The following is a 14462-nucleotide window of genomic DNA, read 5'->3' as shown; positions in this document are numbered from 1 at the left end:
AATGTGCTCCTTCATTATCGTTTATGTTCCCAAACTCGCTCTTTATCAAAATAAGTAAGTATCATTGAATACTTTGGCGTTATTTCCATTATTCTAACAAAATATGACGAAAATTGCTCCGTTTATCATTGCTAAACTATGCTCAACTTTGTCGAACTAATGCTCTTTCAAACTTAAAGCACAGACCGTCTCGACATGAAAGGTCTGAGGAAACATATCGACTGGAGTAATTGATTCTATTTTATAGCTTTTAATTAAAGTAGCAATATCTCGTGCCAGAGTTGCCGGATCACAACTCACATATATTATTTTATTTGGTTTCGCGGCTAAAACACTCGAAAGAAATTTTTCATCCGCGCCTTTACGGGGAGGATCCATAAAAAGCACATCAAGTTTCTTGCCACTTTTAACAAAGTCGAGCATAAACTCTCCGGCATCATCGACATACAATGAGGCATTGTTAATGTCATTACGCCGAGCGTTATTCTTTGCATCAATAATTGCTTCTTTTACAATTTCGACTCCAATGACTTCTTTAGCTTTTTTAGCCACGATTAAAGAGATGGTTCCGATGCCACAGTAGGCATCTAGGACCACTTCCTCACCGGTTAATTGAGCTTTTTCAATTGCTATTGAATATAACTTTTCCGTTTGAAGAGGATTTACTTGATAAAACGACTTGGCGGAAATCCGATAACGAACACCTAAAATATCGTCCTTAATAAAGCCCGGGCCAAAAAGAACATTATCTTGATTGCCTAAAATAACATTTGTATCGCGCTTATTAACATTTTGAACAATGGTGGTAATCTCTGGATGAGCCTTTTTCAACGCTTTAACAAAATTACCTCGGCTTGGAAAACTATCCGCATTGGTAATAATAACCACCATCACTTCGGGGTAATGGAAAGAGGTACGGATAAGGATATGCCGGATGATTCCTTCCCGAGTGTCTTCGTTATAAGGGAGAATCTTCATTGAGGTCATTAAGCCCTTAATTGTCGTTAATATTCCCGAAGCTTTTTTGTCCTCGATTACGCACTTATCGACAGCGATAATATCGTGACTCTTGGCCCGATAAAAGCCACTGATGAGTCTTCCCTTGCGGTCTAGTCCTAACGGCATCTGGGTCTTATTGCGATAAAAGTATGGCTCATCCATACCCACACAATCTTCAACCGGAAAATTAATCCGCGCGATATTGTGAAAGGCGTTGATTACTTTTTCCTTTTTAAATTCTAACTGCTTTTGATAATTTAAGTTTTGAAACGAACAGCCCCCACAGGCGGTCGCCACCGGACAAAGCGGAGTAATCCGATCTTGAGAAAGCAAAGTGATTTTCCTTATCTTCGCATAGTTGGCTTTCATCGAAACAAAGGTAACCTCTACCTCGGCTTCTTCACCTTTAATCAGGCCATTAACAAAAAAGCTCAGGCCTTCTTTGGTATCAAGGATGCCCAAGCCGTCGTAAGTATAGCCGTGGCAGACACCATGAAATAAAGAACCGACTCGAATATTACTCATCTTTTCTTTCATTGGATACGCCCCTCTTTACTTATTTTTTATTTGTCATTAAATCTTTAATAAAATTAACTTCCACTTCCACATCTAACCGTGGGAATAAAGGCTCGATTTTTTCCACTTTTTCACCGCCCAATATCCCAAAAGTACGAACGTGTTCATATTTACGTTTCTCTTCACTGACGCCTAAGGCATCAAAGAGCTTTTTCGGAGCATGCGTTAAAACCGGCTGTAGGAGAATACCCGCTTCATAAAGAACATTGGCTAAATGATTCATCGCGCTTGCCAACTGCTTTTCTTCCCCATTTTTCTTTAGATTCCAAGGCTCGGTATTATCAATGTATTTATTCGCCGCGCTGATGAGTTTGAAGACGCCCACAAATGCATCGGTGATTTTTAGATCTGCTAAAAGCGTCTCGTATTCTTTAACTGTAAATTCGGCCAATTCACGCAAATCTTTATCAAAGGGGGTAACATCGCCCTTATATTCTGGAATAACCCCATCAAAGTACTTGATAATCATCGCAATCGTCCGATTGAGAAGATTGCCAAAATCATTGGCTAAATCAACGTTAATTCTTTCGACAAATTGTTCCGGCGTAAACTGACCATCACTGCCGAAAGTTGTCTCGCGAACAAGATAATAACGAACTGCATCCACCCCATATCTTTCTAATAACGGATATGGATCGACCACATTGCCCTTGGACTTGCTCATCTTGCCATCTTTCATCATCAAGAGGCCGTGAACAAATTCCCGGTCGGGAAGCCTTAATCCTTCGCTCATCAAAAACATCGGCCAATAGATTGTATGAAACCGGGTAATGTCCGCACCGATAACATGAATGATTTCCGTGTTTTCATCCGCCCAAAACTTTTTAAAGAGGGCGTCGTTATCGCTATCATATCCGAGCGCTGTAATATAATTGGTCAAAGCATCCAGCCAAACATAGACAACGTGGTCTGGATTTTCTAAAACGGGGATACCCCACTTAAAGGATGTCCGCGAAACGCTCAAATCCTCCAGGCCGGGTTTAATGAATGTATTGATCATTTCATTTTTCCGACTTTCGGGAGTAATAAACTTAGGATTTTCATCGTAGAACTTTAATAGGCGGTCGAGATATTTACCCGTCCGGAAGAAGTAAGCCGGTTCACTGTCGCGGGCAACCGGCCGACCGCAATCGGGACAAAGATGATTCGGCCCTACCTGGGTATCTGTCCAAAAAGCCTCGCAATGAGTGCAGTACCAGCCCTCATATCTGCTTAAATAAATATCGTCCCGCTTAATCATTCGCGAGAAGATTCTCTGCACCACTTCATAATGCCGTTTCTCCGTGGTACGGATAAAATCATCATTGGTAATTTCAAGAGCCGACCATAACTTATGGAAACCAACCACGATATCATCAACAAATTCCTGGGGAGTTTTACCCGCTATCTGCGCATTCTTTTCAATTTTTTGCCCATGTTCATCCGCTCCCGTCAAAAAGTAGGTTTCATAACCTTGCATTCTCCGAAACCGGGCATATACATCACAAAGCGTCGTGCAGTAAGCATGACCGATGTGGAGTTTGGCGCTGGGGTAATAAATCGGGGTTGTAATGTAAAATTTGTTCTTCATGGTTCAATCTCCTTTAAAGAATAGAAAAAACCGCCATCAAATCGATGGCGGCGTTCCGTTTACTTTTTTAATCCGTATTTCTTGTTGAAACGATCAACACGGCCATCAGCTTGGGTAAAGCGTTGTTTACCGGTGTAGAACGGATGGCAATTCGAGCATGTATCAACCTTGATTTCTTTTAAGGTCGAACCGGTTTCGAAGGTGCTGCCACAAGTAACGCATGTCACTGTGCACCGATGATATTCAGGGTGAATTCCTTTTTTCATAAGACTATCTCCTTCCGCCTTGAGCCTCTTTTGGACCCAAAGAAAGTATCGCTAGAAAATATTACCATTAACAAAGTTAATACGCAACCATTTTAATGCCAATTCGGCTTTATTTTGAATACCATTCTGGTAATACTCGAAAACAGTATAAAAGCCTCAATACTTATTAAGAAACAAAAGGCTAACTACACCCGATAACTAAAGATAAAGTCCTTTAGTCCGGCATTTATCAATAAAACCCATTTATCAACAAACTCCTGCCCGTCAAATCTATATCGCCCGCCTATCCATTCATTGACCAAATAGGCAAAGGCGGATGTAAAATAATCATTAATATAACGCTGGTCGTTGTATTGCAATCTCTTTCCGTCAAGAAAAGTCATCGCTAAAATGCTGATTTGCTTTTCGATAATTAAGTCAAACATATGCTTTAATTTTTGTTGGCGTTCAAGCGGAAACACCTTAACATAAAATTCCCTATGCCTTTTTAAATAAGCAATAAAAGATTGCATTCTATCCCGATAATTATCTTTATTCATCTGATAAAGCGTATCTTCCAATATCTCCTGTTGAAAAATAGTCGCCACCACATCCTGCTTAGCGGAAAAAACTTTATAAAAAGCGTATTTAGAAAGTTTCACTTCACTCAAAATGCTCTTAAGCGTAACTTCCTCATATTTTTTGGTTTGCATCAATCGCTTGAATGCGCCGATTATGTTGGCTCTATTATCTTCCAAAGACAGCATACATCAGCCTTTTCTCGGTATGGGAAAGAGCATATGCGTCCGTTGCTTGTAAGAGGCAAAATCGGTCTTATAGGTGGCCATATGATTTTCTGCCATCGGGACAGAGATAAAGACGAACATAAGATTATTGGCAATGGCTCCCACTCCGGTCCAATAAAGGGAAGGCGCAAGCGCTACCGCTATAAAAAACAGTCCCCACCAAAACAAAATCTCCCCTAGATAATTGGGGTGCCGGGAATGCTTCCATAGACCGACATTAATAATATCGCCCTTGCCTTGTCGAATCTTTTGAAAGTGATGCATGGCAATGTCGCTATGGATTTCCAAATAGATCCCGAGCATGGAGACAAAGGCGCCAATAAGCGCCAACGGATTAAAAGCTAGATTATTAGCAAGCAAATAGATAAACGGAAGCATCGCTAAATAGACGATTAAAGTTGGGGTCAGATGAATTCCTAAAAAATTGACCGCAAAATAAAGTTTGCCACTTTTCTTCTTTAATTCATCGTAGCGCCAATCCTGATGGCTAAGGTTTTTAAAAGTTATTATCCAGTTGATTGTTAATCGTAGTCCCCAAATCCAAATAATGGCTAAGGTGAGAAGCGCACCGACCGAAAAGTTCTTATTTAATATGACAAGAAATAATGACACAAACATCGGTTCAACGCTCCAATAAGGGTCATAAACTGTTGCATTTTGGAAAATAGTTCCCACGAGATAAACGAAGAAGGTAGCTATTACATCTACCAAAAGAATAGAAAGCCATACTGGATTGGATTTAATAAAAAGAAAATATAAACCCGCTTGAAGTCCAAAGGAAAGCAAATAGGTTAAGCCAATAATTAATAGACCGATCTTTTTCGAACTTTTCATTGCTTAGTTCTCCTATTTTGTCTTTGAATCGCTTTGGCTTTTTTTATTCTCGCTTTTCTCGTCTTTAAAATATTGTCTTTATCGTTGATAACTTTGGTATAAAAATCAATCCAAATCTTTAACACATGCTCAGCCGTATAGTAGGAGGCAATATTTTTTGAATATTCTTCGGCTTTTTGAAAGAAAGCAGAATCGGAAGCCAGCTTGTTCAAAGTAGAAGCAAAATCCTCATTGGTATTTCCCGAAAGGTAATCGCCAAAAAGAATATTCTTATACAAATCTAAGTCACGCAGAAGCAAGGGTGTATTGCTGTTGACCGCTTCGAGAATTGCCATCGGGAAAAGCTCGTTATAAGACGGCATGAACAGGACATCGGCTAAATTATATATTTCATTCATATCTTTTCTTGGAACAATGCCAAGAAATTTCACGTTCGATGGCGGATTATCCATTATTGCCTTCAATTCCTTATAACCATCGGTGATACCTTTAAAGGAAAAGCCCCCCGCCCAAACAAATTGCATCGTCGGATTCATTTTGGCCACTTCAACAAAATCTTTCACCCCTTTGCGGGTCTGAACTTGGCCGACGCCCAAAACGACGAAGGCCTTTTCATCAATCGCATACCGCCTTCTGATTGTGTTTCTTTCCTCGTCAGGTAAGCGGCGAAAAGTATCGTGGTCAACAAAATTGGGAATATAGACAACTCGGTCACCGGCAACCCCCAATTTAATCAATGGCTCAATAAAAATCGGATTGACTACGACTACGTAATCGGCATGAGTATAAAAGCTAACTAAATAGCGTTTAAAAATCCCAAAGAAAAGTTTAGGCAGTTTAATTGACCCGTCCAGCGTATCTGGAAGTACGTGGCAATACATCACCGTCGGACATTTCGCCCGGGCAAAAGTGCGATAGAATTCCGGATTTACCGTATGGACGTGAATTAAATCCGCTTTTCCCTTTTTATTTATCCGCATTTCAAAAAGATCACCAGCCCCTTTTTGCAACAGATTTACCTGTTCCACATAGGCGCTTCCGACCCCTTGGCCATCAACTGAATCGGCTCGACTTAAGACACTAATTACCTTCTTGCTCATGTTGTTTGTTACTCTCCTCATGATGATAGAATGCACGATATTCTTCCGTCCAGTAACGGCGGGGCAAATAAATTGCTTCCTTGGAGGCCGCCGGATGGATAAGTAAAAGGTTGATTCCCAGTGAAAAATCATAAATATGTTGTTCTTTCACACTCACGTACTGTAAATATACTAACTGATTGTCGGTTAATTCCAAAGGAAGGGTCACATATGCCGGCTCGCTTAGTTCCCCTTTTATCATCGTTTGCAAACGATGGTTTTTAATTCCCCTTTGTGATTCGTCATCGGCAAATTCTAAAAGGCGGGCCGCCACTTTTTCTAGAAGAAGCGGCTCCGATTCAAACTTCTTGGAAGGAGAAAATAGACACCAACTTGGGTATGGGCGCGATGCTTTTCCTTCGGGAATATACGTTTTATAGGTATAGCAATAGACAATCTCACCTTCGCGAATCAGTTTTTCCCGTTGATAATAATCGCGCGTAAAAACGCCGATGAGTTTGCCTTGCCGACTATCTTTATTGGCAATAAATTTTACTTCATCGGGAGTTAAACGAATTTGTTTTTCGTGATAGTCCGCGCGAAGTGAAGACAAAAGTTCTTCCCAGTTCATATTTACCTCACCGATATTATACTTTATCAACTTATTATTTTGTAATATAATTCAAATACTACGTAAATCGTAAAAATATGGATTAAATACGGGAGGAAAATTCATGATTTCCAAATCATTAGCGCTCCAAGTATTGAATGCAGGTCTTGCAACCGGCGCCGATTTCGCGGAGATTTATCTTGAAGAGGTAAATAGCAGCGTACTTCGGGTGGAAAACGGTAAAACGCAGGGCACAAGCACCGATACGACATATGGCGCGGGGATTCGTCTATTAAACGGATTCAAAAGTGTCTACGGCTCTACTAACGATCTTAGTAAGAAAGGCTTGGTTGATCTAGCATCAACTCTCGCCGCCTCTTTTAATGAAAAACAGAAAGTCTCAGTAAGCCAAATTAAAAAAGTTCGCAGTAAAACTCATCATCTGCCGAGAAGATCGACCAAAGATGTGAGTCGAGAAGAAAAGATTTCTTTGCTTAAAGAATGCTCAAATATTATGAGCGAAGTCGGGAAGGAAATCGTGAGAAGTATCACTTCTTTGGTTGAAGAACATAAAGAAGTTACCATCTTTAATTCCGATGGTAAGGAGTTGTCCGATTCTCGGGAAAGAAATCGCTTCACTATGGCTGCGGTCGCGGGTAGCGCTGATGGTATGGAAACTTCCTTCAGCGGGCCGGGCGCGCAGGCCGGTTTTGAGTATTTTACCGATGTGGTAAAGGTAAAAAAGCTAGCCGAGGAAACAGCTGAGAAAGCTATTAAAACATTGAAAGCCGTCGATTGTCCAAGTGGCAAAATGCCGGTGGTTATCGGTAACGGTTTTGGCGGGGTAATCTTCCATGAATCTTGCGGCCATCCGTTGGAAGCCACTTCGGTTTCAAAAGGATTTTCGATCTTTGCCGGTAAGAAGGGCGAGCAGATTGCTAACCCGGTAGTTACGGCCATTGATGATGGCACGATTGAAAATGGCTGGGGAAGCGGAAATATTGACGATGAGGGAACTCCTTGCCAAAAGAATGTCCTTATTAAGGATGGAATTCTTACCAGCTATATGGTCGACCCCTTCAACGGGCGGAGAATGGATGCCAAATCAACTGGCTCTTCCCGTAGAGAAAGTTATCGTTATGAGCCGACATCAAGAATGACAAACACCTATATCGACAGTGGCAAATCGACCCCTGAAGAGATTATTGCTTCGGTCAAGCTTGGCTTATATGCCAAATCACTTGGCGGCGGTTCAGTAAATCCCGCGACTGGTGACTTTAACTTTGCGGCGGATGAAGCCTATATCATCCGTGATGGCAAAGTTGCCGAACAGGTCAAGGGGGCCACTCTAATTGGCAACGGCAGCGATATTCTCAAGCATATCGATATGGTCGCCAATGACCTTGAGCGGGCTCAAGGAATGTGCGGCTCGGTATCCGGTTCAATTCCGGTTGATGTCGGTCAGCCGACAATCCGCGTCAATGAAATTACCGTCGGTGGTAACGGAGGAGAGTTAAAATGAACTTCAAGAAATTTTTTGAAATCGGTCAGGCCCAAGGGCTTGATTCATTGGAACTCAATTATCATGCCGGACGGGATTTGAATATTTCGGTTTTTCATGGTGAAGTGTCCCAATTCTCCGTCGCTGATGCGAAGGTAATCGCGGCCCGGGGTATCTATAACGGCAAGTTTGGTTCGGCTTCATCGGAAAAAATTGAAGCCTGCACCCCAGCTTATCTCGTCGAGGAAATAAAGGAAAACGCTAAAGTTAACGAAGAGGAAACGCCTGCGATTATATTTCCTGGATCAAAACAATATAAACGGAAGAATATGTTCAATCCCGCGATTGAAGCGTGGTCAACCGAAGATAAGATTGCGCTTTTACTCAAAATTGAAGATCATCTTAAAAAAGCCGATTCGCGGATCAGCGATGTTGAGGAAGTTCAATACTCCGAGTCGATGGACGAGAGTATTAAAATGAATTCCTTCGGCTTGAAGCTGAAAGAAAAAAGAAATTACTTTGTCATTTATGCTTCGGTTATTGTCAAAGACAAGGGTGATACTAAAACCGGATATAAGATTTATCTCGGCAACAATCCTCAAGAATTCGATCTTGATCAATTTGTCGCCGAAGTGGTTAAAAATGCCGTCAGCAAGTTAGGCGGAGCGCCCTGTAAGAGCAAAAAATACCCGGTTGTGTTAAATCCGCGGGTAACGGCGAGTCTTCTCAGCGCATATATGAGTAATGCCAGTGCCGAGCTCGTACAAAAGCACACTTCATTATTTGAAGGTAAAGTAAACCAAGTTGTCGCTTCCAAAAAAATCACCATTATTGAAGATCCCTTAGCCAAAAATGTCTTCTATACCTATTTTGATAGCGAGGGCGTTGCTACCTATAAAAAGACCTTCGTTGATAAAGGTGTTCTTAAGCAATTTGCCTATAATCTAGGTACCGCGGCCAAAGACGGCGTTGAAAGCACCGGCAACGGTCAGCAGGGCGGGGCAAAAATCGGAATTGGATTCTTTGGCTTAACCATTAAACCCGGCCGAAAGAGCGAAGATGAGGTTTTAGGCAAAATCAAAGAGGGTGTTTACTTGACTGAGGTTCAGGGACTACATGCTGGTCTCAACCCCCGGAGCGGAAACTTCTCCCTTCAAGCAAGCGGATTTATGATTCGGGACGGCAAATTAGCCGAACCCGTTAATCTTATTACCGTCGCCGGCAATTTAGTGGAGATGTTTAAGAACGTCAAAGAGGTAGCCAATAACAGCGAGCTTCAACTTAGTTCCACCAACACCCCATCAATTCTTGTCAGCAAACTAGCCATTTCCGGAAAATAAAAACTGATCCCCGTCTAATTTAAGGCGGGGATTTTTCTCATAATTGAAAAAACAATACGCTTTATTTATTAAAAATGAGTGACTTTTGATATAATACTTTTATCTTGAGGAGCGGATCTATGCGAAAAATTAAAATCATTACTGATTCTACTTGTGACATTCCACCTGAGCTTATTCAAAAATACGATATTACTATCGTTCCCTTATATGTATCTTTCGGTGAGGAAACCTTCGCTGATGGCGTAGAAATAACTGTACCCGAATTATTCGCCAAAGAAAAAGCCACCGGCATTATGCCCAAAACGAGTGCTACCGGACCCGAGATTTTTAATCAAGTATTTAAAAAGTACATTGATGAAGATTACGATATTTTTTACACCGGTATTGGCTCGGGATTTTCTAGCACCTTCCAAAGCGCAACCATCGCCCGACAAGAATTTACCGAAGGACGAATTGCCTTGGTGGATTCAAAGAATCTCAGCAGTGGCAGCGGACTTTTGACTTTAGAGGCGGTCCGTTTACGGGAAGAAGGAAAAACGCTTTCGGAAATAGCTTCTTCCGTTGAAGAACTGGTACCGAATGTCCGCGCGCAATTTATCGTTGATAATCTCGATTACCTCTATAAGGGCGGACGTTTAAGCGGGGCAAAGTTTTTCTTTGGAAGAATGCTTCGCGCTCACCCTTTCATTGTTGTTAATGACGGAAAGATGGATGTTGCCGCTACCCCAAAAGGAAAGATTATTCGGGCTCTTGACCATCAGTTAGACATTTTTAAAAAACATTTAGCGGAGGGGATTCGTCCTGAACGGGTAATCATTACTTCCGTGGTTGCCGAAGAGGCAGAAAAATACTATTTTGAGGAACTTTCTAAATTGGTGGACCCCAAAACTATCGTTTGCTCTAAAGCGGGATCGGTTATCGCCAGTCATTGTGGAGTCGGAACGATTGGTATCCTCTACATTCGTAAAGTCAAAAACGGATTGGATAATTAAGCATAAAGAAACGCGGTCAAATTATGAAACCGCGTTTTTTTATGTTTTCCAAAATTGGAAATTAAAGTAAAATTAATAGTAATAAGTGAGGAAAAAATATGAAAAAGTTTTGGTCGGACTTTAAAGCCTTTATTTCACGGGGGAATGTATTGGATATGGCTGTCGGTGTCATTATCGGCGCCGCTTTTAAGGCCATCGTTTCTTCATTTGTAACCGATATTATTACCCCTTTGATTTCGCTGTTGGTAAAAGCGGATGTAACCGATTGGTCGGTGACATTGCGGCCGGCGGTTACGCACCTTGAAGGCGCGGAAGTAATCATTGATAAGGCGGCGGTGGTCCTTACATACGGCATCTTCATTCAGTCGATTATCGATTTTCTGATGATTGCTTTTGTTTTATTTGTAATCATAAAAGTGGCAACTGCTTCGGCCAACAAGCGCGCCGAACTGATTGCTAAAATCAACAAGAAAAAGCAAGCCGGAGAAACGCTTAATGAAGAGGAAATTAAAGTTGATGCCGCCACCGTTCCTCAGGACGTTATCCTGCTTCAAGAAATACGCGATTTACTAAAAGAAAAAGCGGATGGAGAATCCGCTTCTAGTAAAGATCAAAGTAAAGCCGAATAATCGCCGAAGACAAACGCGAAACTGCTCGTATAAAAGACAGTGATGCTCTCTTTAAAAGTGATGCTCATATTGAAGTCATTTTCTTCGATGGCCAGCTCGCTTATTTCGTTATTGCTTTTTGTCTGATAACTTGTCGCATCATAAGAAAAGGTGGCCGTCGCCAATAACGGCGAATAAAAATCAAATACGAGGAAATACTGACTATCTTCTTTTGCAAAATATAAACTGACGTAAGTGTCATCTTTTTGAACGCTATAAATCGGTTTATCCAGGTAGGTTTCAAAGTTCATTGCCAGATATTGACTAGCCCGTGAAGAAGCCATCGGTGTGGGGGCAAAAGCTTGTCCTAAAAAATATCCCCCCGAAAACACTCCAACCAAGCCAGCGAAGGCTAGACCGATTTTCCCCATTAAAGGCCACGTCTTTTTTTTGCTCGGAGGATTGGAAAAAGTCATTCCTTTTTTTACCGAAGCCAAATCCGGCTCAAAGGCAAATGTCGTATTATAATCGTCGAGAAAGTCCCTTACTTTCTTATTCATAGATTTTTTCCCTTTCATTGCATTTTTTTATCTTCTTAATCGCCCGATCATACTTGCTTGTAACTGAACTAAGCGTCGCATTTTTTACCATGGCGATATCCTTAAACTTCATGTCATCGCTTAAATGCAAAACCACGATGTCAATCTCATCATCCGTCAGCACTTTCCGAAACTTATCCATCATTTCATCGAAGGATTCGTAACGTTGAATGCCGCTTTCCCCATCCTCAATCTCTTCCTCATTGAGTTCTTCCTGTTCGCGTCTGCTTTTTACTATTTCTAAGGCCAAATTTTTAGCAATCGCCAATAAGTAATACTTAACATTCTTCTTCGGATTCAACAACTCGCGCGAGGCATAAAACCTAGTGAAGGTTTCCTGAACCAAGTCTTTCGTTAACTCATAATTGCCCACGATAGGAAGAACAACATGGAAAACCAAACGGCCATATTCAAGGTAAATATAATCAAAGGCACTTTCGTCTCCCTTTTTTATATCGTTCACCAACCGCGCGTTCGTATATTTCATAATGCCAATATTATAGTAAATAATACTGACAAAATAACCACTTATGCTAAATTTCGTTTAAAAACATTAGCAATTGTGCATTTATCTATCTTTCTAACCGATAAAATCGATATTAAAAAGGGAATGACTAGCAGCAAAATGAAAGTTAAAAGAAACGAATATAGGCTGTTTGTAAGTACCGAGAATGTGAGGAAGTAGGTTCGGGCAAAATAATTTGCTAAGTGGACGGTAACGAATGAACCAAGTAAAGTGGCAAGAACAAACACCACCAAGGAGATTAAAAGGTTCATCGTAACAAATATTCCGCGGATAACCCACTTCTTCACACCCAAAGTCTTTAGTAAGCATATATCTTTTTCACTCGTTTTAATGTTTCCATACGAGTAATTTAAGATAATGGCAAACGATAAAGTTAATAAGGCAAAGCCTATGGAAATAAAAATATCTGATATGTTATGAAGTACGCCTAGGACATACATTCCATTTTGAATTGGATCAATTGAAGGAGCGCTTAAAATATAGGCTCCGCTCGCTATTTCGCTTACAACCGACGGCAAATCCTGGTTACGGATATAAAATTGAGTCGCTCCATCATATAAAATTGGAATTTCAATTCGGTTATAAAATGAGTTGCTAACAAATATTGTGCTATCCTGCTGATCATCATCATAAACTCCTACTATTTTAAATTTGGCAAAATAAGCACTCAAATCATAGTTCATCGTTCGAGAAGATGATAAGGTAAAATCTTGGTTGAGAACAGCAGCATTATTACCAGAAAAATAATTATCGACATATCTCTGCGAAACAGTTATTTCAGAGGATTCAAGCGGTGCTCTACCATCAACATAATCTTCCATTCCTGATAAAGAATAATTAACGATATGACTGCTATTTATTGATGATACATAGTCGAGAGCAGTGATTCCGGTTAGCTTTGTTAATTCAACATATTGAGAATCATTAATGCAGGCGAAACTATAATCAGTTGCCGCTAAATCGATAAATTCAGAATGTGAATACTTTGCTTCATTTACTTTGTAATCCGTCTGCACTATATGTGATATTACAAAACTTTTTCCAAGAATGGTTACATTTTGATTTAAAGCATAGTTGCTTGTATCCGCCACATAATCGGATATGCCAATTTCACCATCTGAAAGGACGATGCTTTGATCAAATATATTAATTTCTGACCCGAAAAATAACTGCAGGTTGTTGCCATCTGCCTCAATAAGAGATGACTTTAATGGCTCTTCGTCAATTTGAGAGGTAAGCCTAATAAAGAATTCCCGACCATTGCCTAAAGGAATACTATTATCATCCTGATTGTATTGAAACACTTGATATAGATTAACATCGGACGCATCAATTGCCCGTTTCAAAAGACCCTCTTGATCATAAAAAACAACGTTAAAACTAACAAACAAGAGGATAGAAGAAATAAATAAACTAAGAAAAGAGAAAACTAATTTATATTTTTTTTGTCCAAATCTACTAAAGATATATTTGAACATTATTCGCTTTGAGAGCTGTCCGTCGGTTTTTTCCCCCCATGGACTTATTCCGACATCACGGCCTCCCTTTTGGTGCAAGACCTTCTCTTCCACCAAATGACCATCCTGCAGGATGATAACTCGATCACCGAACTTCATTGCCGTCGCTTCATCATGAGAAACAACGATGATTATTTTCTCTTTGGCTAAACCACGAAGAATTTCATATACTTGCCGCGAATTTTCCGCATCAAGATTTCCTGTTGGCTCATCAAGAAGAATAATCGGTGTCTTTTGAAGAACGGCTCTTGCGATTGATAATCGGGCACGTTCACCTTTTGAAAGGAGGTTAACATGGGTACCAAATGGTTTGTTAAGTCGAACTTCTTTAAGAACTTTTTTTATTTCAGCATCCGAACCAGAAACAATGCGTAGATTGTCAATCAAGGACAAGGAGAAGATTAAATTCTCATCTTGAAAGACATAAGCAATTTCCTTGGTAGGATCGAAATCAGATCTATCAAACACGACTGTTCCGTTCGTCGGCTCCTCTTCGCCACCAATGATATTAAGGAGAGTCGACTTACCAGAACCCGACTTGCCAGTGATGAAATATAGTCCAGTATCATCGAACAAATAACTTACATGGTCAATTGCTTTAACAATACCTTCTCCATCACCGAACATTTTTGAGATATCATTAAGTTTTATTTTCATAAA

14 protein-coding genes are annotated in these 14462 nt (G+C 40.5%); 4 read left to right on the top strand and 10 right to left on the bottom strand.

Going from position 1 to position 14462, the window contains the following annotated elements; genetic code table 11:
- Nucleotides 1–156 precede the first annotated feature (156 nt).
- The 7 genes from rlmD to PKC96_01465 form a co-directional block, all read right to left on the bottom strand.
- A complete protein-coding gene (gene rlmD, locus PKC96_01495; GenBank protein ID HML99999.1) occupies nt 157–1536 on the bottom strand; it encodes a 23S rRNA (uracil(1939)-C(5))-methyltransferase RlmD in 1380 nt (459 codons plus the stop codon).
- 19 nt (nt 1537–1555) lie between these two features.
- On the bottom strand, nt 1556–3145 hold the full coding sequence (metG, locus tag PKC96_01490; GenBank protein HML99998.1) for a methionine--tRNA ligase: 1590 nt from the start codon (nt 3143–3145) through the stop codon (nt 1556–1558).
- Between the two features lie 59 nt (nt 3146–3204).
- A complete protein-coding gene (rpmE, locus tag PKC96_01485; protein HML99997.1) occupies nt 3205–3411 on the bottom strand; it encodes a 50S ribosomal protein L31 in 207 nt (68 codons plus the stop codon).
- 185 nt (nt 3412–3596) lie between these two features.
- A complete protein-coding gene (locus tag PKC96_01480; GenBank protein HML99996.1) occupies nt 3597–4157 on the bottom strand; it encodes a TetR-like C-terminal domain-containing protein in 561 nt (186 codons plus the stop codon).
- Between the two features lie 3 nt (nt 4158–4160).
- Entirely contained in the window at nt 4161–5030 is an 870-nt protein-coding gene (locus tag PKC96_01475) for a DUF1295 domain-containing protein (protein HML99995.1), read from the bottom strand.
- Complete coding sequence (locus PKC96_01470; GenBank protein HML99994.1) at nt 5027–6130, bottom strand: glycosyltransferase family 4 protein; 1104 nt, start codon at nt 6128–6130, stop codon at nt 5027–5029. The genes PKC96_01475 and PKC96_01470 overlap by 4 nt, the downstream gene beginning before the upstream one ends.
- The gene (locus PKC96_01465) at nt 6111–6740 is read right to left on the bottom strand and encodes a hypothetical protein (protein HML99993.1); all 630 of its coding nucleotides are present in this window, start codon (nt 6738–6740) and stop codon (nt 6111–6113) included. The genes PKC96_01470 and PKC96_01465 overlap by 20 nt, the downstream gene beginning before the upstream one ends.
- Nucleotides 6741–6843: 103 nt before the next feature.
- Between PKC96_01465 and PKC96_01460 the strand changes: the two genes are divergently transcribed.
- From PKC96_01460 to mscL, 4 genes are all read left to right on the top strand, one after another.
- Nucleotides 6844–8241, top strand: a complete 1398-nt coding sequence (locus tag PKC96_01460) for a TldD/PmbA family protein (GenBank protein ID HML99992.1) — start codon at nt 6844–6846, stop codon at nt 8239–8241.
- Nucleotides 8238–9560, top strand: coding sequence for a TldD/PmbA family protein (locus PKC96_01455; protein HML99991.1), 1323 nt, complete (start codon nt 8238–8240; stop codon nt 9558–9560). The genes PKC96_01460 and PKC96_01455 overlap by 4 nt, the downstream gene beginning before the upstream one ends.
- 119 nt (nt 9561–9679) lie before the next feature.
- Nucleotides 9680–10552: a DegV family protein gene (locus tag PKC96_01450; protein HML99990.1), complete on the top strand. Its 873-nt coding sequence runs from the start codon at nt 9680–9682 to the stop codon at nt 10550–10552.
- A 98-nt stretch (nt 10553–10650) separates the two neighbouring features.
- Nucleotides 10651–11181, top strand: coding sequence for a large conductance mechanosensitive channel protein MscL (mscL, locus tag PKC96_01445; protein HML99989.1), 531 nt, complete (start codon nt 10651–10653; stop codon nt 11179–11181).
- Here mscL and PKC96_01440 read toward each other — a convergent pair.
- The 3 genes from PKC96_01440 to PKC96_01430 are packed head-to-tail and all read right to left on the bottom strand — an operon-like array spanning nt 11163 to nt 14459.
- Nucleotides 11163–11720 carry a hypothetical protein gene (locus PKC96_01440; protein HML99988.1) on the bottom strand — a complete coding sequence of 186 codons (558 nt, stop codon included), beginning with the start codon at nt 11718–11720 and terminating at the stop codon, nt 11163–11165. The genes mscL and PKC96_01440 overlap by 19 nt on opposite strands.
- Complete coding sequence (locus PKC96_01435; GenBank protein ID HML99987.1) at nt 11713–12246, bottom strand: sigma-70 family RNA polymerase sigma factor; 534 nt, start codon at nt 12244–12246, stop codon at nt 11713–11715. The genes PKC96_01440 and PKC96_01435 overlap by 8 nt, the downstream gene beginning before the upstream one ends.
- 41 nt (nt 12247–12287) lie before the next feature.
- Nucleotides 12288–14459, bottom strand: a complete 2172-nt coding sequence (locus PKC96_01430; GenBank protein ID HML99986.1) for an ATP-binding cassette domain-containing protein — start codon at nt 14457–14459, stop codon at nt 12288–12290.
- Nucleotides 14460–14462 lie beyond the last annotated feature (3 nt).

The sequence above is a fragment of the Bacilli bacterium genome (assembly GCA_035326105.1).
Taxonomy (GTDB): Bacteria; Bacillota_I; Bacilli_A; order RFN20; family CAG-826; genus UBA7706.
This window is presented reverse-complemented; position numbering and strand designations above follow the sequence as displayed.

Coding starts and splice junctions, on each gene's coding strand:
- PKC96_01470 (HML99994.1), bottom strand. CDS start 6,130: ATGAGCAAGAAGGTAATTAGTGTCTTAAGTCGAGCCGATTCAGTTGAT.
- PKC96_01455 (HML99991.1), top strand. CDS start 8,238: ATGAACTTCAAGAAATTTTTTGAAATCGGTCAGGCCCAAGGGCTTGAT.
- PKC96_01475 (HML99995.1), bottom strand. CDS start 5,030: ATGAAAAGTTCGAAAAAGATCGGTCTATTAATTATTGGCTTAACCTAT.
- PKC96_01480 (HML99996.1), bottom strand. CDS start 4,157: ATGCTGTCTTTGGAAGATAATAGAGCCAACATAATCGGCGCATTCAAG.
- PKC96_01450 (HML99990.1), top strand. CDS start 9,680: ATGCGAAAAATTAAAATCATTACTGATTCTACTTGTGACATTCCACCT.
- PKC96_01460 (HML99992.1), top strand. CDS start 6,844: ATGATTTCCAAATCATTAGCGCTCCAAGTATTGAATGCAGGTCTTGCA.
- PKC96_01435 (HML99987.1), bottom strand. CDS start 12,246: ATGAAATATACGAACGCGCGGTTGGTGAACGATATAAAAAAGGGAGAC.
- metG (HML99998.1), bottom strand. CDS start 3,145: ATGAAGAACAAATTTTACATTACAACCCCGATTTATTACCCCAGCGCC.
- mscL (HML99989.1), top strand. CDS start 10,651: ATGAAAAAGTTTTGGTCGGACTTTAAAGCCTTTATTTCACGGGGGAAT.
- PKC96_01430 (HML99986.1), bottom strand. CDS start 14,459: ATGAAAATAAAACTTAATGATATCTCAAAAATGTTCGGTGATGGAGAA.
- PKC96_01440 (HML99988.1), bottom strand. CDS start 11,720: ATGAATAAGAAAGTAAGGGACTTTCTCGACGATTATAATACGACATTT.
- PKC96_01465 (HML99993.1), bottom strand. CDS start 6,740: ATGAACTGGGAAGAACTTTTGTCTTCACTTCGCGCGGACTATCACGAA.
- rlmD (HML99999.1), bottom strand. CDS start 1,536: ATGAAAGAAAAGATGAGTAATATTCGAGTCGGTTCTTTATTTCATGGT.
- rpmE (HML99997.1), bottom strand. CDS start 3,411: ATGAAAAAAGGAATTCACCCTGAATATCATCGGTGCACAGTGACATGC.